The organism is Streptomyces sp. ISL-98 (genome assembly GCF_018614055.1).
GTDB classification, from domain to species: Bacteria; Actinomycetota; Actinomycetes; order Streptomycetales; family Streptomycetaceae; genus Streptomyces; species Streptomyces spiramyceticus.
In genome coordinates this window covers 239,192-259,142 of the sequence record NZ_JAGGPB010000001.1, presented here as the reverse complement: position 1 = coordinate 259,142, position 19,951 = coordinate 239,192, and the positions used below count along the sequence as shown (strand labels likewise).

At 67.5% G+C, this 19,951-nt stretch carries 16 protein-coding genes and 1 tRNA gene; 5 read left to right on the top strand and 12 right to left on the bottom strand.

The genetic code is table 11. From position 1 onward, the window contains the following. Window positions 1-254 precede the first annotated feature (254 nt). The gene (locus J7I98_RS01205) at window positions 255-1,694 is read left to right on the top strand and encodes an aminotransferase class V-fold PLP-dependent enzyme (RefSeq protein ID WP_214914671.1); all 1,440 of its coding nucleotides are present in this window, start codon (window positions 255-257) and stop codon (window positions 1,692-1,694) included. Then, window positions 1,691-3,106, top strand: coding sequence for a lysine N(6)-hydroxylase/L-ornithine N(5)-oxygenase family protein (locus J7I98_RS01200; RefSeq protein ID WP_214914669.1), 1,416 nt, complete (start codon window positions 1,691-1,693; stop codon window positions 3,104-3,106). The genes J7I98_RS01205 and J7I98_RS01200 overlap by 4 nt, the downstream gene beginning before the upstream one ends. A gap of 63 nt (window positions 3,107-3,169) precedes the next feature. Here J7I98_RS01200 and J7I98_RS01195 read toward each other — a convergent pair whose 3' ends face one another. Beyond that, entirely contained in the window at window positions 3,170-4,990 is a 1,821-nt protein-coding gene (locus J7I98_RS01195; RefSeq protein ID WP_214914666.1) for a bifunctional UDP-sugar hydrolase/5'-nucleotidase, read from the bottom strand. A 128-nt stretch (window positions 4,991-5,118) separates the two neighbouring features. Between J7I98_RS01195 and J7I98_RS01190 the strand changes: the two genes are divergently transcribed. Next, window positions 5,119-5,847: an SIMPL domain-containing protein gene (locus tag J7I98_RS01190; protein WP_214914663.1), complete on the top strand. Its 729-nt coding sequence runs from the start codon at window positions 5,119-5,121 to the stop codon at window positions 5,845-5,847. A gap of 127 nt (window positions 5,848-5,974) precedes the next feature. Then, window positions 5,975-7,411, top strand: a complete 1,437-nt coding sequence (gene pyk / locus J7I98_RS01185; protein ID WP_214914658.1) for a pyruvate kinase — start codon at window positions 5,975-5,977, stop codon at window positions 7,409-7,411. 52 nt (window positions 7,412-7,463) lie between these two features. Here the strand turns inward: pyk and J7I98_RS01180 are convergent, their stop codons facing one another. Next, the gene (locus tag J7I98_RS01180; protein WP_214914655.1) at window positions 7,464-8,246 is read right to left on the bottom strand and encodes a helix-turn-helix domain-containing protein; all 783 of its coding nucleotides are present in this window, start codon (window positions 8,244-8,246) and stop codon (window positions 7,464-7,466) included. A 108-nt stretch (window positions 8,247-8,354) separates the two neighbouring features. Then, a tRNA-Leu gene (locus J7I98_RS01175) sits at window positions 8,355-8,429 on the bottom strand. 99 nt (window positions 8,430-8,528) lie between these two features. On the opposite strand from J7I98_RS01175, the gene J7I98_RS01170 reads away from it, so the two are divergent. Continuing rightward, window positions 8,529-9,185, top strand: coding sequence for an ANTAR domain-containing response regulator (locus J7I98_RS01170; protein WP_214914652.1), 657 nt, complete (start codon window positions 8,529-8,531; stop codon window positions 9,183-9,185). Window positions 9,186-9,262: 77 nt separating this feature from the next. On the opposite strand, the gene J7I98_RS01165 is transcribed toward J7I98_RS01170, so the two are convergent. The 9 genes from J7I98_RS01165 to J7I98_RS01125 form a co-directional block, all read right to left on the bottom strand. Beyond that, a complete protein-coding gene (locus J7I98_RS01165; RefSeq protein ID WP_214914649.1) occupies window positions 9,263-9,979 on the bottom strand; it encodes an ABC transporter ATP-binding protein in 717 nt (238 codons plus the stop codon). Further along, window positions 9,976-10,893, bottom strand: coding sequence for an ABC transporter ATP-binding protein (locus J7I98_RS01160; RefSeq protein WP_214915629.1), 918 nt, complete (start codon window positions 10,891-10,893; stop codon window positions 9,976-9,978). The genes J7I98_RS01165 and J7I98_RS01160 overlap by 4 nt, the downstream gene beginning before the upstream one ends. Before the next feature lie 5 nt (window positions 10,894-10,898). Then, the gene (locus tag J7I98_RS01155) at window positions 10,899-12,635 is read right to left on the bottom strand and encodes a branched-chain amino acid ABC transporter permease (RefSeq protein WP_214915623.1); all 1,737 of its coding nucleotides are present in this window, start codon (window positions 12,633-12,635) and stop codon (window positions 10,899-10,901) included. A 5-nt stretch (window positions 12,636-12,640) separates the two neighbouring features. Next, entirely contained in the window at window positions 12,641-13,573 is a 933-nt protein-coding gene (locus tag J7I98_RS01150) for a branched-chain amino acid ABC transporter permease (protein ID WP_214914646.1), read from the bottom strand. Window positions 13,574-13,698: 125 nt separating this feature from the next. After that, a complete protein-coding gene (locus tag J7I98_RS01145) occupies window positions 13,699-14,928 on the bottom strand; it encodes a branched-chain amino acid ABC transporter substrate-binding protein (RefSeq protein WP_214914643.1) in 1,230 nt (409 codons plus the stop codon). Between the two features lie 539 nt (window positions 14,929-15,467). Continuing rightward, entirely contained in the window at window positions 15,468-15,872 is a 405-nt protein-coding gene (locus J7I98_RS01140; RefSeq protein ID WP_214914641.1) for a hypothetical protein, read from the bottom strand. Between the two features lie 52 nt (window positions 15,873-15,924). Next, the gene (locus J7I98_RS01135; RefSeq protein ID WP_214914638.1) at window positions 15,925-16,803 is read right to left on the bottom strand and encodes a trypsin-like serine protease; all 879 of its coding nucleotides are present in this window, start codon (window positions 16,801-16,803) and stop codon (window positions 15,925-15,927) included. Window positions 16,804-16,996: 193 nt separating this feature from the next. Beyond that, on the bottom strand, window positions 16,997-17,470 hold the full coding sequence (locus J7I98_RS01130) for a PaaI family thioesterase (protein ID WP_214914635.1): 474 nt from the start codon (window positions 17,468-17,470) through the stop codon (window positions 16,997-16,999). Window positions 17,471-17,520: 50 nt separating this feature from the next. Further along, on the bottom strand, window positions 17,521-19,800 hold the full coding sequence (locus J7I98_RS01125; RefSeq protein ID WP_214914632.1) for an FdhF/YdeP family oxidoreductase: 2,280 nt from the start codon (window positions 19,798-19,800) through the stop codon (window positions 17,521-17,523). Window positions 19,801-19,951: the final 151 nt, after the last annotated feature.

Here is a 19,951-nt window from a genome sequence, read left to right as displayed (position 1 = left end):
GCTTGGGGAAGGGCAGGGGAACAGCGCCGCAGGCACCCGCACCCGGCCAAACCCTCCGTAACCGCCCACCTCACCGGTCCCCGACCCGCCCCACCGGCCGCACCCGCCCCCTATACCAGCTCAGCCCCCTCCAACCCCCCCTCCTCACCCCCCAATACCACTTTCGGGTCCAGCTCACTGAGCTCTGCGGACGCACCGGCCCACGCCTGTACACGCTGGTGTGCCAGCCCAGCGCGCACCCGAAGGACCCCGCAATGAGTACGCCGCCAACCGGCACAACCCTCCCGCCCCTCGCCGGCGGCAAGGACGGGCCGGCCGCCCTGCGGCCACTCCTCGCCACCGTCCTCGACGCCCTCCACGAAGGCGCCGTCGCCCGCGGCGGACCACTCCCCGCCGGCGGCCCCGACGCCGCCGCGACGCGCCTGTGCAACGCCGCCGACCCCGTGCTCCCCACCACCGGCACCGGCGCCGAAGAAGCCCTCCGTACCCTCGTCCGCGCCCTCACCGAAGGTGCCGCCGACCCCGCCGACCCCCTCTGCGCCGCCCACCTGCACTGCCCACCGCTCGCCGTCGCCACCGCAGCCGACCTCGCCGCGTCCGCGCTCAACGCGTCCCTGGACTCCTGGGACCAGGCGCCCGCCGCCTCCGTACTGGAAGCCCAAGTGGCCCGTACGCTCGCCGCCGAGGTCTACCCCGACGGCCCCGCCCCCGACGCCCTCGTCACCACCGGCGGCACCGAAGCCAACCAGCTCGCCCTCCTCCTCGCCCGCGAACGCCACGGCGCCGTACAGCTCGTCTGCGGAGCCAACGCCCACCACTCACTGCGCCGCGCCGCCTGGCTCCTCGGCCTCCCCGAGCCGGTCACCGTCCCCGCCCCCGCAGGCGTCATCGACCTGATCGCACTCGACGAAGCCCTCACCGACCTCCACCACCCCGTGCTCGTCGCCGCCACCGCAGGCACCACCGACACCGGCCAGATCGACCCGCTCCCCGAAATCGCCGACCTCTGCGCGCAGCACAACGCCGAACTGCACATCGACGCCGCATACGGCGGACCCCTGATCTTCAGCGACACCCACAAGACCCGGCTCACCGGCCTGGCCCGCGCCCACAGCGTCGCCCTCGACCTGCACAAACTCGGCTGGCAACCCGTCGCCGCAGGCCTCCTCGCCGTACCCGACACCGCCACCCTGAGCAGCCTCACCCACCAGGCCGACTACCTCAACGCCGACGACGACACCGAAGCCGGCCTCCCCGACCTCCTCGGCCGATCCCTCCGTACGACCCGACGCCCCGACGTCCTCAAAATCGCCGTCACACTCCGCGCACTCGGCCGCCAAGGACTCGCCGACCTCGTCGACCGCACCTGCGCCGCCGCACAGCACCTCGCCGACCTCGTCGAGAAAACCCCCGGCCTGGAGCTCTACGACCGCCCCACCATCAGCACCGTGCTCTTCCGCCCCACCCACGCCACCGACGACGACATCGCCGCAACCCGCCGCACCCTCCTCACCCAAGGCCGCGCAGTCCTGGGCCGCGCCCGCGCCGACAACCGCCTCTGGCTGAAAGCCACCCTGCTCAACCCGCACACCACCCCCAGCGACCTGGAAGCCCTCCTCTCACACCTCCCACCGACGCGACACCTGCCACCCAAGCCACACCTGCCACTCCCGGAAGGCATTGCCCACCGATGACCGCCGCGCCCCCGACCCAAGAGCCCGACGAGCCCCACGACCTGGTGGGCATCGGCATCGGCCCGTTCAACCTCTCCCTCGCCGCCCTCGCCGACGGCGTACACGGAGGCCTGGCCACCGCCTTCTACGAACAGCGCCCCACCTTCCACTGGCACCCCGGCCTCCTCATCGAAGGCGCCACCCTCCAAGTCCCCTTCCTCGCCGACCTGGTCACCCTCGTCGACCCCGCAAGCCCCTGGTCCTTCCTCAACTACCTGCGCACCCGCGAGCGGCTCTTCCCCTTCTACTTCGCCGAGCGCTTCCACATCCAGCGCGCCGAATACGACGCCTACTGCCGCTGGGTCAGCTCCGCCCTCCCCGGCCTCCACTTCAGCCACCAGGTCGACGCCGTCCGCTGGAACGCCGAACGCGACGCCTTCGAAGTCGACTTCACCCAACTCGACGCCGAGGGCGAAGCCGAAGCCCTCGGCCGCGCCTACACCCGCAACGTCGCCCTCGGCGTAGGCACAGAACCCTGCATCCCCGAACCCCTCAAACCACTCGCCGAAGCCCCCGCCGTCCCCGTCATCCACTCCTCCGCATACCTGGACCACCGAGACCGCCTCCTCGCCGCCGAGCACATCACCGTCATCGGCTCGGGCCAGTCCGGCGCCGAAATCTTCCTCGACCTCCTCCGCGCCCGCCCCACCGGCCACGAGAAGATCACCTGGCTCGCCCGCACCGAAGCATTCGCCCCCATGGAGTACTCCAAGCTCGGCCTGGAACACTTCACCCCCGACTACACCCGCTACTTCCACTCCCTCCCGGAGTCGGCCCGCGACGAACTCGTCCCCCGCCAGTGGCAGCTCCACAAAGGCATCGACGCCGATACCATCGCCGCCATCCACAGCGAGCTCTACCAACGCACCCTCCACGGAGGCTGGCCCGACGCCGTCCTCACCCCCGGAGTGTCCGTACGTACGGCAGGCCGCGTCGCCACCAGCAAGATCGAGCTCCACCTCGAACACCTCCAGCAGGGCACCCGCTCCCGCCTCACCACCGACGCCGTCGTCCTCGCCACCGGCTACCGCGAACGCCCCCTCGGACAACTCCTCGCCGGCCTGGACCCCCACATCCGCCGCGACGCCGCCGAGCGCCCCCGCATCGACGACCAGTTCCGCCTCGTACTCGACCCCACGGTCACCGGCTCGGTGTACGTACAGAACGCCGAACGGCACACCCACGGCGTAGGAGCACCGGACCTCGGCCTCGCGGCATGGCGCAGCGCGACGATCCTCAACTCCCTGACCGGCAAGGAGCCCTACCCCCTGCCGAGCCGGACGGCATTCACCAGCTTCGGCCTGGAACGCCGCGAAGCCCCCAGAATCCCGTCCCAGCAACCCGCTCTGACACCACTGGCCCAGGGCAACTGAAAACGCCGGACGGGCTGACAATCCAGCCCGTCCGGCGCTTGAGCCACGGCACCCGCACCCCGCCTAGAACACCGGCGTACCGTCCCGCGTAAGCCTCCACCCCACCACCGCGAACTCCGCCGGATCCACCGTCCCCTTCCCCTTCACCCACGTAATGATCGTGTTCCGGATCTCCTCGGAATTCGCCCACAACTGCTTCGACCCCGCGATGTGCGGAAACGCCCCGCCACCACTCGCCCGGTAGTTGTTGACCGCCAGCACGAACTGCGCCGCCCCGTCCACCGGCTTCCCGTCGAACGACAGCTTCACCACCCGCGAACCAGCCGGCTTGGCAATATCGATCTCATACGTCAGACCCGGACCCGACACCACGTCGTAGTTGTAGTCAGGAATGCCGCCCGCATTCGTCAGCTTCGCCGTATCCACCGGCGCCCCCGCCGCCGTCTGCACGTAATACCGCGCCGAGAACTCCAGGTAATCCTTCAGCTGGGCACCACTCACCAGCCGTGCCTCAAGTGTGTTCTCGAACGGATACAGACCCGCCGCATCCTTGATCGTCACCTCGCCCGCAGGCACCACCGCACTCCGCGAGAAACACGACGCCTGCGACAGCACCGGCAACGCCGCATACGCGCCCCCCGCCAGCGCCGCCTTCACCGTCTCCGCCTGAACATGGTTGATCAGATCAATGAGCGGCTCGTCCTTCCACGCCGCCTCCGCCGTCGTCATCGCCACCGTGGACTTACCGATCACCTGGTTGACATACGCCACGACCTTCTCGTGCTCGTCACCCAGCAGCTTCGTGATCTCCGGGTCCTCCTCCACCGTGTTGGAGTTGAGCACCTTCGCCCCCACCTTCTCCACCACCCAGCGGCCCTTCGCCCACACCAGATCGAAGTCGAACAGCGTCAGCCGCTGCCCCCACTTGAGCGGCTCCGACAGAACAACCTTCTTGCCGGTCTCCTTGTTCTCCACGAAGTACTCGGCAATCTCCGTGTGCGCATGCCCGACCAGAATCGCGTCGATCCCCGCCACCTGCTCGGCCACCAGACCCGCCGCATTCTCGACGTACGGCAGCTGATCACCGTACGACGACGTGCCACTCGACCCCGAATGCGCCGACACTATGACGACATCCGCACCCATGGACCGCAGCTTCGGCACCCACTTCGCCGCCTGCTCCTCCAGCCCCGGGAACGTCATCTTCCCCTGCACATTCGCCTTGTCCCAGATCGCGATACCCGGATTCGTCAACCCGAGAACCGCCACCCGCACATCACGACCGCACGGCGTACGCAGCCGCTTCATGAAGTACGGAGGAAACGCCGGCCGCAGCGTCTTCGCATCCAGCGCATTCGCACCCAGCAGCGGAAAATCGCACTGCTCCTCGAACTTCCGCAGCACCGGAATGCCGTAATTGAACTCGTGATTGCCGAGAGCCGCCGCGTCGTACCCGATGGCATTCATCGACTGCGCCATCGGGTGCACAGGGCCGTGCTGCGCCGTGATCGGATCGACCTTGGCGTAGTAGTACGACAACTGGGTGCCCTGGATGGTGTCGCCCGCGTCAATGAGCATCGTGTTGCGGCGGCCCTTCACCTCCCGGATCCGGTTCACCAGGGTCGAGATCTTCGCCAGACCCACATCGTTGTGCGCCTTGTCGTCGAACTCCTTGTCCGTGAAGTAGTCCCAGTTGAAGACATTGCCATGCAGGTCGGTCGTCCCCATGACAGTGAACGAGTACCGCTTCGGCGAACGCCCACGACCCTCACCGGGCGCCGCCTCCGCGGCCGCGGCCACGCCCCCTCCCGCGATCGCCACACCAGCCCCCGCAGCAGCGGCAGCGGCCGAACGGCCCAGAAACGTCCTACGGTTCAGCGGCATCTTGTCTCCTAGATCCATTGCACAATGACGCGCGTAGATTCTGGCCCAGGAGCCACATCCGGCAACACCCCCAACGCGTTTCGATCTGATGACCGCCGCCTGTCGGACCCAAGTGCGACAGTGGAGAAGTGACCGACGAACCGAACAACCCCACACCCCCGCACGCCACTCCGGGCACCGCAGGCACCCCGGACGCCCCACGCGTCGCAGTACAAGGCGAAGCACGCCTCGAATTCGACCCCGAGATCGCCCGCATCGGAATCACCGTCACCGCCCGCGGTACGGACCGCCGCACCGCACTCGAAGACCTCACCCGGCGCAACACCATCGCCCTCGACCTCGTCAAAACGTACGGCGACGCCATCGAAAAGCTGGAAACCGGCGCCTTCTCCATCAGCCCCGAACTCACCAAACACGGCCGCGGCGAACGCATCCGCGCCTACCACGGCCGCGTCTACATCACCGCAGTCCTCACCGACTTCACCGCCCTCGGTGAACTCACCACCCGCCTCGCCGACCTCGAACTCACCCGAGTCGACGGCCCCTGGTGGAGCATGCGCCCCGACTCACCCGCATACGGCGAAGTCCGCCGCCAAGCCGTACGAGAAGCCGTCAAACGCGCCCGCGAATACGCCCACGCACTCGGCGCCGAGCTCTCCGCCCTCCTCGAACTCGCCGACCCCGGCGCCGAAGACGCAGGCCCCGTCCCCGTCGCCTTCGCAGGCCGCGCCCGCCACATGTCGATGGCCTACCCGGAAGGCGCAGAAGAAGCCCCCGCCCTCGACCTCGAACCACAACGCCAGACCATCTACGCCCAGGTGAACGCCCGCTTCACCATGACCCCACCCCAACTGTGAGCCACATGCTCATCGGAGCGCGCCCCCGCGCACAATTCAACACTTGTCAATAACCCTTCATGCAAAGGTTGTTGGACAGTCATGCACAGCCAATTGTCTACTGACTGGTAAGCCCTAGGCTCGAACCATGCGCCGAGCAAAAATCGTCTGCACCCTTGGCCCCGCCACTGACACATACGACCAGATCAAGGCACTGGTCGAAGCCGGAATGGACATCGCCCGCTTCAACCTCAGCCACGGCACCTACGCCGACCACGAAGAGCGCTACCAACACGTACGCAAAGCCTCCGAAGAGACCGGCCGCAGCGTCGGCATCCTCGCCGACCTTCAAGGCCCGAAGATCCGCCTCGGACGCTTCCGCGAAGGACCCGTACTCCTTGAACGCGGCGACGAATTCACCATCACCGTTGAGCCCACCGAAGGCGACCGCCACACCTGCGGCACAACCTACGAAGGCCTCGCCGCCGACGTCACCACCGGCGAACGCATCCTCGTCGACGACGGCAAAGTCACCCTCGAAGTCACCGAGGTCGACGGACCCCGCGTCCACACCCTCGTCATCGAAGGAGGCATGGTCTCCGACAACAAGGGACTCAACCTCCCCGGCGTCGCCGTCTCCGTCCCCGCCCTCTCCGACAAAGACATCGAAGACCTCCGCTGGGCCCTGCGCACCGGAGCCGACATCATCGCCCTCTCCTTCGTGCGCAGCGGACGCGACATCCAAGACGTCCACCGCATCATGAAAGAAGAAGGCCGCCGGCTCCCCGTCATCGCCAAGGTCGAAAAGCCCCAAGCCGTCGAAAACATCGACGACATCGTGGCCGCCTTCGACGGCATCATGGTCGCCCGCGGAGACCTCGGCGTCGAAATGCCCCTGGAACAAGTCCCGATCGTCCAGAAGCGCGCCATCAAACTCGCCAAGCGCAACGCCAAGCCGGTCATCGTCGCCACCCAAATGCTCGACTCGATGATCGAAAACTCCCGCCCCACCCGCGCCGAAGCCTCCGACGTCGCCAACGCCGTCATCGACGGCACCGACGCGGTGATGCTCTCCGGCGAGACGAGCGTGGGCAAGTACCCCATCGAGACGGTCAAGACGATGAGCCGCATCGTCGAGGCAGCAGAGGAAGACATCCTCGCCAAGGGCCTCCCGCCGCTCACCGAACGCAATAAGCCCCGTACCCAGGGCGGCTCCGTCGCCCGCGCCGCCGCCGACATGGGCGACTTCCTCGGCGCGAAGTACCTCGTCGCCTTTACACAGTCGGGCGACACGGTCAAGCGCCTCTCCCGCTACCGCTCGCCGATCCCGCTCCTCGCCTTCACCCCGGACCCGGCGACCCGCTCCCAGCTCAACCTCACCTGGGGCGTCGAAACCTTCCTCGGCCCCCACGTCGACTCCACCGACGCGATGGTCGCCCAGGTCGACGAGCACCTCCTGCGTATCGGCCGCTGCGACAAGGGCGACATAGTGATCATCACCGCCGGCTCCCCGCCCGGCATCGCAGGCTCGACGAACCTGGTCCGAGTCCACCACATCGGCGAGGACGACCCCGCCACCAAGTAGCCGCCGCAAAGGGCCCCTCCGAAGAGGGGCCCTTCCCTGTCGGGGGCGCGGGTCAGTGTTTCGGCCCGACGTGGGCGTCCATGAGCGCGACGGATGCCTTGCGGGCGACGGAGATGTTGAACGGGTCGGTTCCCCGAGCGAGCGTGGTCCATTCGACTCCCACCATCGTGAGGGTGTCGCTGAACAGCTTGCGGATATCGTCCGACTTGTTGCTGAAGAAGTACCGCGGGTACTCATAGCGCTTGCGCTTGCCACCGGTGACCTTCTCGGTCCAGTTGATGACCCGGCAACCGTCGGAGTGAATCAGCCCGCGGATGAATTCCCACGGATGGACGTCCACGACGTGCTGCTGCCAGGGTTCGAGCGCGATGACGCGCTGATGCTTCTTGCCGGGCGCGTGTTGGGGGAACAGGCACGGCCAATGCCGACCGTAGCTGGTGACGGCCACGCAGCCCTGCCGCTGAAGGATGCACACCCGGTCTTCGGGGCGGACAGCGACGATGGCGGCTCGGCACAAGCCGATCAGTCCGGGCCAGGCGTCGGCGCATGCGACGCGCAGGTAGTAGCCGCCGCGACCGTTTTCGCTGATGCATCCGTCACCAAGGTAGAGGCCCAGTAGATAGGCATACGCAACGGTGTCGTCGGGAACGCAGGGCACTGGCCGGCACCTTGGGCATGAAGCGGCTTGCCCGAGCATGCGTGGCAGCGGTTCGATCCGGGTCTGCCACTCGCGGATCGCGGACCGGGATATGCCCGTCTGCTTGCTCACGGAGTTGAGGCTGCGGCCTTGGGCAACGAGCGACAGAACGCTCTGGCGCGTGTCGAGGTCGTACATATGGCCGAGCTTGGCTTGATCTCGACGGATGGATTGCGGAACCTCGACTATTCACACGTTCACGTGAACTCCGACGATTCATACGTGACCTTCGAAATGAAGGAAAAGTGCCCCGGGTCGGACTCGAACCGACACTGTATGGGTTTTGAATCCATTGCCTGCTGCCAATTGGGCTACCGGGGCTCGCGGTATCGAAGGTTGCCCCCGACCCGCTGCGCGTCCACCATACCGCAGCTAGGTAGGCTCAGGGGGAGCTGTACCTGCCCTGGATCAAGGAGCCCCGTGACCTCCCCCGAGTCGCCCCAGCCCGCCGCCGACGACGACAACAAGTCGCACGTCCCGCCGCTGACGACCCGTGTCGTCATCGCCGAGGACGAGGCCCTCATCCGCCTCGACCTCAAGGAGATGCTCGAGGAAGAGGGCTACTCCGTCGTCGGCGAAGCCGGTGACGGGCAGCAGGCCGTGGAGCTCGCTCGTGAGCACCGGCCCGACCTCGTCATCCTCGACGTGAAGATGCCCGTCCTCGACGGGATCTCCGCCGCCGAGAAGATCGCCGAGGAGTCCATCGCCCCCGTCCTGATGCTGACCGCGTTCTCGCAGCGCGATCTCGTCGAGCGGGCCCGGGACGCCGGTGCGATGGCGTATCTCGTGAAGCCGTTCAGCAAGAGTGACGTCGTACCGGCCATCGAGATGGCGGTGTCGCGGTTCACGGAGCTGAAGGCGCTGGAGACCGAGGTCGCGGACCTCACGCAGCGGCTGGAGACGCGGAAGCTGGTGGACCGGGCGAAGTCGGTTCTTCAGACGCAGTACGGGCTGACCGAGCCGGCTGCCTTCCGGTGGATTCAGAAGACGTCGATGGACCGTCGGCTGTCGATGCAGCAGGTCGCCGAGGCGGTCATTGAGGACGCCGAGGAGAAGAAGGCGGCGAAGGAGCAGTAAAAGAAGCAGTAAGCAGGAGACAGCAGGAGGCCCGCACGCCGAGCTCGGTGTGCGGGCCTCCTGCTGTTCGTACGGGCTCAGTCCTCGCCGAGATACGTCTTGCGGACGGACTCGTCGTGGAGCAGCTCATGGCCGGGGCCGGAGAGCTTGATGGTGCCGACCTCCATCACGTGCGCCTCGTCCGCCAGTGAAAGGGCGGCCTGGGCGTTCTGCTCGACGAGCAGGATGGTGGTGCCCTGGGACTTGAGCTCGACGATGGTCTCCATGATCTTCTGCATCATGATCGGGGAGAGGCCCATCGACGGCTCGTCGAGCATCAGGAGCTTGGGCTGGGACATGAGTGCCCGTCCCATTGCCAACATCTGCTGCTCGCCGCCCGAGAGGGTGCCCGCGGCCTGCTTCCGGCGTTCCCCGAGGATGGGGAAGAGGTCGTAGGCGCGCTGGATGTCCTTCTCGATGCCCGCCTTGTCCGTCCGCAGGAACGCTCCGAGTTGGAGGTTCTCTGTGATGGTGAGGCGCGGGAAGATGTGCCGGCCTTCGGGGGAGTGGGCCAGCCCCAGAGACACGATCTTGTGAGCGGGGACTCCGCTCAGCGGTTTGCCGTCGAAGGTGATCCGGCCGCCGGAGGGCTTGAGCAGCCCGGACAGTGTCCGCAGGGTGGTGGTCTTGCCCGCACCGTTGGTGCCGATGAGGGTGACGACCTGGCCGGCTTCGACGCTGAAGGAGATGCCCTTGACGGCTTCGATCTTGCCGTAGGCGACCCTGAGGTCCTCGACCTCGAGGAGAGCGGTCACTGGGTTTCCCCTTCCGGGCTGGTGGTGCTGGTGGTGCTGGTCTTGCTGGTGGTGCTGTCGGTGCTCTGCGCTTCTTCGGCCGCTTCGACTTCGGCGGCCTCTTCCGCGCCCGGTGCGCCTTCGAACGGCGTACCGAGGTAGGCGGCGACGACCCGCTCGTCGCCCTGGACGACGGCGGGTGTGCCTTCGACGAGCTTCTCGCCCTGGACCAGGCAGGCCACGCGGTCGCAGAGGTTGAAGATGAAGCGCATGTCGTGCTCGATGACGAGTACGGCGATGCCCTGGTCCCGGATGGCGAAGATGAGCTCTTCGGTGACCCGGGTTTCCTGCGGGTTCATGCCGGCGGTGGGCTCGTCGAGGAGCAGCAGGCCCGGGTCGCTGGCGAGGGCGCGTGCGATTTCGAGCTTGCGCTGCTCGCCGTAGGGGAGGTTGCGGGCGAGGTGGTCGGCCTTGCTCTCCAGGCCGATGAACTCGAGCAGCTCCATGGCCCGCTTGTGGGAGGCGGCTTCGGCCTTCTTGAAGCCGGGGCCGCGCAGGAGGGCGGACCAGAGGCCTTCCTTAGTCCTGGTGTGGCGTCCGACGAGGACGTTCTCCAGAACGGTCATGTTGGCGAAGAGCCGGATGTTCTGGAAGGTACGGGCGATGCCTGCCTGGGTGACGAGGTGGGGCTTGGGCGGCAGGACGGTGCCCTTGTAGGAGACCTTGCCTTCGGTGGGGACGTACAGCCCGGTGAGGCAGTTGAAGAAGGTGGTCTTGCCTGCGCCGTTGGGGCCGATGAGGCCGACGATCTCGCCGGCGTTGACCTTGAGGTCGACCGAGCGTACGGCGGTGAGGCCGCCGAAGCGCATGGTGACGCCGCTGGCGTCCAGGACCGTGGTCCCGGTGGTGGTGGTGTTCTCGGTGGTGGTCGTCATGTCGTTCACGCCCCCGCCTTCGTGATGCCGACGCCGGAGTCGGTCAGGCCCTTGTCCGGTACGTCGAGTTGGTCGGTCTCGTGGTACTCGAGCTGGGCGCGCCGGTTGGCGATGAGGCCTTCGGGGCGGAAGCGCATGAGCAGGATCAGCGCGATGCCGAAGCCGAGCAGCTGGTAGTCCTGGAGGAACTGCAGCTTGGCCGGGATCATGTACAGAAGCGTGGCGCCGATGAGGGGTCCGCTGATGGTTCCCATGCCGCCGAGGATGACGGCGGCGAGGAGGAAGGCGGAGTTGGGCGGTACGGGGCCGGCGAAGACGTACATCTCCGGGACCACGGTGCTCTGGACGTGTGCCTGGACCGTGCCGGCCAGGCCGGCGAGGGTGGCGCCCAGGGCGAAGGCGATGAGTTTGACCCGGAAGCCGTTGATGCCCATGGCGGTGGCGGCGGTCTCGTCCTCGCGGATGGCGACCCAGGCGCGGCCGATGCGGGAGCTGCCTGCGCGGCTGAAGACGAGGATCACGAGGATCATCGCGAGCAGCATCAGCAGGTAGTAGTTGGCGTACGACCCGAGTTCGAAGCCGCCGATGGAGTGGGATTCGCCGAAGTCGTATCCGAAGAAGACGAGGTCGGGGACGTTCGGTACGCCGTTGGGGCCGTTGGTGACCTGCGGTCCTGATACGCCGTCGAGGTTGCCGACGGTGATGCGGAAGATCTCGCCGAAGCCGAGGGTGACGATGGCGAGGTAGTCGCCGCGCAGGCGCAGGGTCGGTGCACCGATGACGACGCCGAAGATCAGGGAGACCGCGCCTCCGGTGAGGACGGATGCCCAGAAGGGGAACTGGACGTCGAAGGCGGAAGCGGTCGTGCCCGAGACCAGGGCCGCGGTGTACGCGCCGACGCCGAGGAAGGCGACGTATCCGAGGTCGAGGAGTCCGGCGAGGCCGACGACGATGTTCAGCCCGAGTGCGACGGTCGCGAAGATGAGGATGTTGACCGCGATGAGGGTGAACTGGTCGGTGTTCTGGGTGAACGGGAAGGCCGCTGCGGCGACGAAGGCGGCTGCCACGGCGATGGAGCGGTACTTGGCCGTGAGCCCCGAGAGGCGTGCCATGAGGCCGGCCTTGAAGAGCGCGGCGACGGCGAAGCCGGCGGTGATCATGTAGCCGGTGAAGAGTTCGGCGTATTCGGTGTCGATGCCGTAGGTGACGACGAACAGGCCGATGCCGAAGGCGGCGACGATGATCAGGATCTCGGCCCAGGAGGGGAGTTCCTTGGGGCGCCGGGCCTTGCGGGTGTCGTCGGGGAGCTGGAAGGCCGCGGCGACGGGGATGACTGCGGCTACGGCTGCGACGAAGCCGCCCGGTTCGAGGTTGACGACGCCGCCGAGTTCGACGGCGATGGCGATGACCGTGAACCAGGTGGTGCCGAGGGCGCCGAGGGCGAGCAGGCGCAGGGCCTGGGTGCTGCCCGTGGGCGCCAGCCAGCGCAGGCCCTTGATGTCGAGCGAGGCCAGGGCGTACAGGGTGGTGAGCAGGCCTGCGACGAGGGTGAGGACCTGGAGGCCGCCGGGGTATCCGTAGACGGTGAGGTCGCCGGGGAACTCGCTCGTGTAGGTCCAGGACAGGAACGTGCTGGCGGTGGTGGCGAGCCCGCCGATGGCGGTGAGCCAGCGGAGGAGGTCGGCGCGGGAGCTGCTGTTCGCCGGGGTGGCTTCGGCTGTCTGCGTGGTGTCGGTTGTCATGGCTCTCACGCCCGATCCGCGACGCGCTCGCCGAGCAGGCCTTGTGGCCTGACGAGGAGCACGACGATGAGAAGTACGAATGCCCAGACGTTGGCCCAAGCGCCGCCGCCGAGCTGCTGCATCCCGGGAATCTCTTCGATGTAGGCGATCGACAGGGATTCCGCGAGGCCGAGGACGACTCCGCCGACCATGGCTCCGTAGATGTTGCCGATGCCGCCGAGGACGGCGGCCGTGAAGGCCTTGAGTCCGAGGATGAAGCCCATCTCGAAGTTGATCTGGCCCTTGTCGAGGCCGTACGCGACGGCGGCGACGGCGGCGAACGCAGCACCGATGGCGAAGGCCATCACGATGATGCGGTCGGTGTTGATGCCCATCAGCTTCGCCGTGTCGGGGTCCTGCGCGGTGGCCTGCATGGCGCGGCCGCTGCGGCTCTTGGCGACGAACAGGCCGAGGGCGAGCATGCACAGGGGGGCGAGGACGAGGACGAAGGCGTCGGCGCGCTGGAGGTACAGGTTGTCGAACAGCTTGAACGACTCACCCTGGAACTCGGGGAAGCTGCGCGGCTTCTTCGCGTCGGGGTAGAGGCCCCAGACAAGCTGCTGGAGAACAATCGAGAGGCCGATTGCGGTGATGAGCGGGGCCAGCCTGGGCGCGCCGCGCAGCGGTCGGTAGGCGAAGCGTTCCGCGGCGGTGGCGACGGCGACCGAGGCGATGGCGCCGCCGACGATCATGAGGGGAATGGCCACGAGGAGCGACGTTCCGCTGGGGAGCGCGATGTAGGCGGTGAGGGCGCCGAAGCCCCCGATCATGAAGATCTCGCCGTGGGCGAAGTTGATGAGCTGGACGATGCCGTACACCATGGTGTACCCGATGGCTATGAGGCCATAAAGGGCGCCGAGTGCAAGGCCGTTGGCCAGCTGTTGCGGCAGTTCGTGCACCGCAGGGCCTCCGATGAGCTTGTCGGATATGACTCCGCGCGAGGGCGCTGTTGCGCCCTCGCGCGGTTTGATTCAGGTGGAGCGTGTGGCGCGGGCGGAGCAGGTGGTGCGGGTGGTGCGGTGGATCAGTCCTCGAAGGTGGCGGACTTGACGTCCTTCCAGTCCTTGCCTTCGACCTTGTAGACGGTGAGCTGCTTGTTCGTGGTGTCGCCGTACTCGTCGAAGGCGACCTTGCCGGTCACGCCGTCGAAGGAGACCTTGGCCATGGCCTCGACGACCTTGGCGCGGGCGTCGTCCGGCAGCTTGCCGTCGTTGTCCGCGACGACGGCCTTGACGGCCTGGATGATGGCCCAGCCGGCGTCGTAGGAGTAGCCGCCGTAGGCCGCGTACGGGTCCTTGTACTTGGCGGCCTCGTAGTCGGCGATGAACTTCTTGGCGGTCGGGAGCTTCTCGACCGGGTAGCCGATGGAGGTCGCGAAGTCACCGTCGTTCGCCACGCCGGAGGCGCTGATGAAGGCCGGGTCGTAGATGCCGTCGCCGCCCATGGTGGGGATCTTGGCGCCGGTCTTCTTGATCTGGTCGGAGAGCAGGCCGCCCTCGGGGTACTGGCCACCGAAGTAGACGGAGTCCGCCTTCGACGACTTGACCTTGTCGGCGGTGCTGGAGAAGTCGGTCTCCTTCACCGTGACGTGGTCGGTGCCGGCGATCTTGCCGCCGAGCCGCTTGAATTCGGCGGAGAAGATGGCGGCGAGGCCGGCGCCGTAGGTCTGCTTGTCGTCGACGACGTAGACCTTGCGCTTCTTCGCGTCGTTGTACAGGTACTGGGCGGCGAACTTGCCCTGGACGACGTCCGTGGCCGCGGTCCTGAAGTACGTCTTGAACGGACGCTTCAGCTCGCCCTTGGCCCAGTTGTCACCCTGGCTCAGTGCCGGGTTGGTGTTGGCCGGGGAGACCTGGACGACACCGGCTTTCTCGAAGTCGCCCTGCATCGACTGGGCGACGCCGGAGTTCAGCGGGCCGACGGCGCCGATGACGTCCTTGTTGCCGACGAGCTTCGCGGCGTTGGCCTTGCCGGAGGCGGGAACGGCCTGGTCGTCGAGGGCCTCGACCTTGAACTCGATGCCCGGGACCTCGTTGTTCTTGTTCGCGGTCTTGGCCGCGAGGTCCACGGAGTTCTTGATGCCCTGGCCGAGCGCGGAGAGGGAGCCGGTCAGTGGTGCGTCGACACCGATGACGACGGTGGTCTTGCCGCTGTCGCCGCCGCCCTTGTTGTCGTCGCGCGACCCACAGGCGGTGAGCGTCAGTGCTCCGGTGGTGAGCACTGTGGTGAGAATGAGCAAAGAACGGTGTCGCACGAAAAGTCCTTTCCCTGGCGCGGCCTCCTCTGCTGAGGTGCCGTGACGATCGCCGGGCCGTACTGGTTGGTACTGGGCCGTGCAGCAGACGCGCCCGGCGGCGCGGTGACTGGCCGTGACTCTAGGCGGAGGTGGAGGGGTCGTGGAGGTGTGAAGTCAGGATGTGACTCTCTTGTTATGCCAAGGCCAACGCTGGGCGGGCCAGTGCGGACAGAACCGTCGATAATTTCGCCGACGGAAAAGACCACATGCTGAGAACGTGCAGTTCCGCTGTGGCGCTTGGCGCGATCTTGAGGCCGTGGACGGACAAATGGCCTGAAGGGTACTAGTGCGATCGCCGACGTGACCGACGTCGATCGTGACGCGCGGATTCTCGATTGCATCCTTATTACGCAGTGTTACATCAGGGGAGGGTGGGCCCCGTGGCCGCGAGGCGTTCCTGTGCGCTATGACCTGCGGTGTGATGCTCCGGGTCGTGCGATGCGGTGAAGGCCCCAACGGCTTTGCGTGAGCCGGGAGTTGGCGCGGATGATCTACGCTTATTCAGGCGAGCGCCAATTCTCCGAGCTGCCGATGGCGCCGTTCTGGGCTACGCACTTCTGCTTGGCCAGGCGGTCGATCAACCGGAGGCCCGCTTCGCGCCCTTGATGCTTCGCTTCGGCGCGGCCTGCGGCGACGATCTCTTCATGTATCGCGTACTGCTCATTGGACAAGCCCTTTTGTTCCCAGTCGAGCCCTGACCATTTACTGCCCTTGAGTGTCTCTTTGGCCCAATAGGAGACGAGTTTGGTGCATGTCTCTTCGGGTGAGGTCTTTTGTGGTGCGGGGGTTGGCGTTGTGGGCTGACGGGCCGAAGGAGAATCCGAGCAGCCCACGACGCCCAGTGCGGTGGCCAGGAGTAGGCAGACGGCGTACCTGGCCGGAGCGTGCGGTCTGGTCCCCATGAGGGAAAGCTAGGTCGTCACGATCTGTGACACAACAGGCATGACGCCGCCCTTACGGCAGCTTTGCGAACGGGGAAAGGAAGGCGCGGGCGCCCGGCGTGTCCAGGCGGTACGTGACGTTCGTGGCGTAGCACGGGGTGTCGCCGGTGATCGTGGTGGCGACCAGGGTGATCTTGCCGCCCAGCGTGGCGAAGTTCGGGCCGCCGGAGTCGCCGTAACAGGCGCCGCCGTTTCCTTGCGGCGCGGTCATGGCGAGGCGCAGCCAGGCGGCGTTCAGTGCGTCGTACGTGACCGGGGCCTTCATTCGGACACCGCCGCCGGGGTGGGTGTGGCCGCCGGGGCCGCGCTGGGCTTCCTGGGTGCCGTAGCCCGCGACGAAGAATGACGTGTCCTTCGGCCCCTGGGGGCCCAGTGCGCCGAGGGCTCCGGCTTTGGGGAGGGACGCGGGGGTGAAGGACCAGCGGGCCTTGACCTGGGAGGCGGGGAGCTCGACCACCGAGATGTCATGGGTGTCCGAGGCCGGGCCGGGGTAGTGGGGGTGATTGTGTGCGGCGCCCTGGACGGCGACGGCCTTCGCGACGGCCGCTGGGTCGCCGGGGTGGGCGGCGGTGGCCTTGTCGAGTGCGCCCTGTACGTCCTGGTCGAGGGAGACGTAGAACTTCACGTTCGCCGGCCAGTCGGTGGTGCAGTGCGCAGCGGTCAGGAATGTGTCCGTGTCGATCATGGTGCCGGAACAGACCCAGTCGACCCGGTCGGGGGTGGCGGGGTTGTCGTCGTTGTCCCAGGTGGCGAGCAGGGCGCCGACCTCTGTGCGTTCCGGTGCGGGTGTCGCGTTGTAGGAGTTGATCGCCGAGGACGGCAGGGCGGAGCCGAGGACGAGGGCGCAGGCCGCGGCGGTGACGGTACTCAGACGTACGGGTACGGCAGTCAAGAGAAGCCCTTCGTTGCGCGGGACGGGGGTTCTCCTGTGGGGGTGATCGACAGTGAAGCGCGCGGGTGGCCGGTGCGGCAAGAGTGCCGGGATTCTTTGGCCGGTGCTTGACCGATTTCCTGTTGTGGAGGGGAAGTTGAGCGGATTTTGCGGCCCGGAGCCCGGCTCGCGGGCGCCGGGCCGCTGCTCCTCGTCAGGCAGTCGCCCCGCCCGCGTCCGCATCCCGCAGCATGCAGGTCAGGCGGGCCGTGCAGACCCGCTTGTCGTGCTCGTCGGTGATGACGATCTCGTAGGTCGCCGTGGAGCGCCCGCGGTGGACGGGGGTGGCCACGCCCGTCACCAGGCCGCTGCGGGCACCCCGGTGGTGGGTGCAGTTGAGGTCGACGCCGACGGCGAGCTTGGAGCTGCCGCCGTGCAGCATCGCGCCGATGGAGCCGAGGGTCTCGGCGAGCACGGCGGATGCGCCGCCGTGCAGCAGGCCGTACGGCTGGGTGTTGCCCTCTACGGGCATGGTGCCGACCACGCGGTCCGGGGCCGCCTCGATGATCTGCACGCCCATGCGGGTGCCGAGGTGTCCGGCGGAGAAGAGGGCGGGCAGGTCGACGCCGAGTGAGGCGTACTCGTCGATGACCTCTTGCGGGAACTTCACTGCTGTCTGCTCGCCCATGGGGCCCGGCTCCGATTCGTCGTACGGCGTCCTAGTCCTTAAGCGAACGCTTAGGCGGTGGGAGATTGTTCCAGACGCACGATCACGGACTTGCTCGCGGGGGTGTTGCTGGTGTCCGCGGTGGAGTCGAGGGGGACCAGCACATTGGTCTCCGGGTAGTAGGCGGCGGCGCAGCCGCGCGCCGTGGGGTAGTGGACGACGCGGAAGCCGGGGGCGCGGCGCTCGACACCGTCCTTCCACTCGCTGACGAGGTCGGTGTACGCCCCGTCGGCGAGGCCGAGGTCGCGGGCGTCGTCCGGGTTGACGAGGACGACGCGGCGGCCGCCCTTGATGCCCCGGTAGCGGTCGTCGAGGCCGTAGATCGTGGTGTTGTACTGGTCGTGGGAGCGCAGCGTCTGGAGCAGCAGGCGGCCTTCGGGGAGCTCGGGGTACTCGACGGGTGCGGCGGTGAAGTTGGCCTTGCCGGTGGCGGTGGGGAAGCGCCGTTCGTCGCGTGGGCCGTGCGGGAGGGTGAAGCCGCCGGGGTGGGCGATGCGGGTGTTGAAGTCCTCGAAGCCGGGGACGACGCGGGAGATCCGGTCGCGGATCGTCGCGTAGTCCTTCTCGAAGTCCTCCCAGTTCGTGGCGGAGGCGGGGCCGAGGGTGGCGCGTGCCAGCCGGGCGACGATGGCGGGCTCGGACAGCAGGTGGGGGCTCGCGGGGGTGAGGTTGCCGCGGGAGGCGTGCACCATGCCCATGGAGTCCTCGACGGTCACGAACTGCTTGCCACCGGCCTGGACGTCCTTGTCGGTGCGGCCGAGGGTGGGCAGGATCAGCGCGCGGGTCCCGGTGACGGCGTGCGAGCGGTTGAGTTTCGTGGATACGTGGACGGTCAGGCGGGCCTTGCGCATGGCGGCCTCGGTGACGTCGGTGTCGGGGGTCGCGCCGACGAAATTGCCGCCCATGGCGAAGAAGACCTTGGCTTCGCCGTCGCGCAGGGCCTGGATGGACCGTACGACGTCGAAACCGTGGTGGCGCGGCGACGTGATGCCGAATTCCTTGTCGAGGGCGTCGAGGAAGGCGGGCGCGGGGCGTTCGAAGATGCCCATGGTGCGGTCGCCCTGCACGTTGGAGTGCCCGCGCACGGGGCAGACTCCGGCCCCGGGGCGGCCGATATTGCCGCGCAGCAGAAGGAAGTTGACGACTTCGCGGATGGTCGGCACGGCGTGCTTGTGCTGGGTGAGGCCCATGGCCCAGCACACGATGATGCGCTTCGACGCGAGGACCATGGCGAGGGCCTGCTCGATCTTCGAGCGTTCGAGGCCGGTGGCGGCGAGGGTCTCGTCCCAGTCCGCGGCGCGGGCCGCGGCCGCGAACTCCTCGTAACCGTGGGTGTGCTCGCGGACGAACGTGTCGTCGACGGCGCCTTCGGTCTCCAGGATCAGCTTGTTCAGCAGCCGGAAGAGGGCCTGGTCGCCACCGAGCCGGATCTGCAGGAAGAGGTCGGTGAGGGCGGCGCCCTTGATCATGCCCTGCGGTGTCTGCGGGTTCTTGAAGCGCTCAAGTCCCGCCTCGGGCAGGGGGTTCACCGAGATGATCTGTGCGCCCGCGGCCTTGGCCTTCTCCAGGGCGGTGAGCATCCGCGGGTGGTTGGTGCCCGGGTTCTGTCCGGCGACGACGATCAGGTCGGCCTGGTGCAGGTCTTCGAGGGAGACACTGCCCTTGCCGATGCCGATGGTCTGCGTCAGGGCCGAGCCCGACGACTCGTGGCACATGTTGGAGCAGTCCGGCAGGTTGTTGGTGCCGAACTCGCGGGCGAAGAGCTGGAGCAGGAAGGCGGCTTCGTTGCTGGTGCGGCCTGAGGTGTAGAAGAGCGCCTCGTCGGGGGAGTCCAGTGCCTTGAGCTCCTCCGCGATGATCTCGAAGGCGTGCTCCCAGGTCACCGCGTCGTACCGCTCCGCGCCCTCTGCCAGATACATCGGCTGGGTGATGCGGCCCTGCTGGCCCAGCCAGTACCCGCTGCGGGTGGCCAGGTCGGCGACCGGGTGCGCGGCGAAGAAGTCGGGTGTGACGCGGCGCAGCGTCGCTTCCTCGGCGACGGCCTTCGCGCCGTTCTCGCAGAATTCGGCGGTGTGCCGCTTGTCCTCCTCGGGCCAGGCGCAGCCGGGACAGTCGAAGCCGTCCTTCTGGTTGACCTTGAGGAGGGTCTGCGCGGTGCGGCGCACGCCCATCTGCTGCTGGGCGATCTTCAGGGTGTGCCCGATGGCGGGCAGCCCGGCCGCGGCGTGCTGGGGAGGTACGACCTGCGGCGCGTCCTGGACCGGGTCACCTGCGGGCGGCTTGGCAGCCATGGCGCTCCCCTTTGAGCGTGCGGTTCTGTTACGTGCATCTCCGATCCTGTCACGCTGCGCTGACAGTGCGAGGGCGCGGGCCCGGATTGTCAGTGGTGCGGCCTAGGATCGGGGGCGTGTCAGAGACAGCATCGAAGAAGACCGCAGAAAA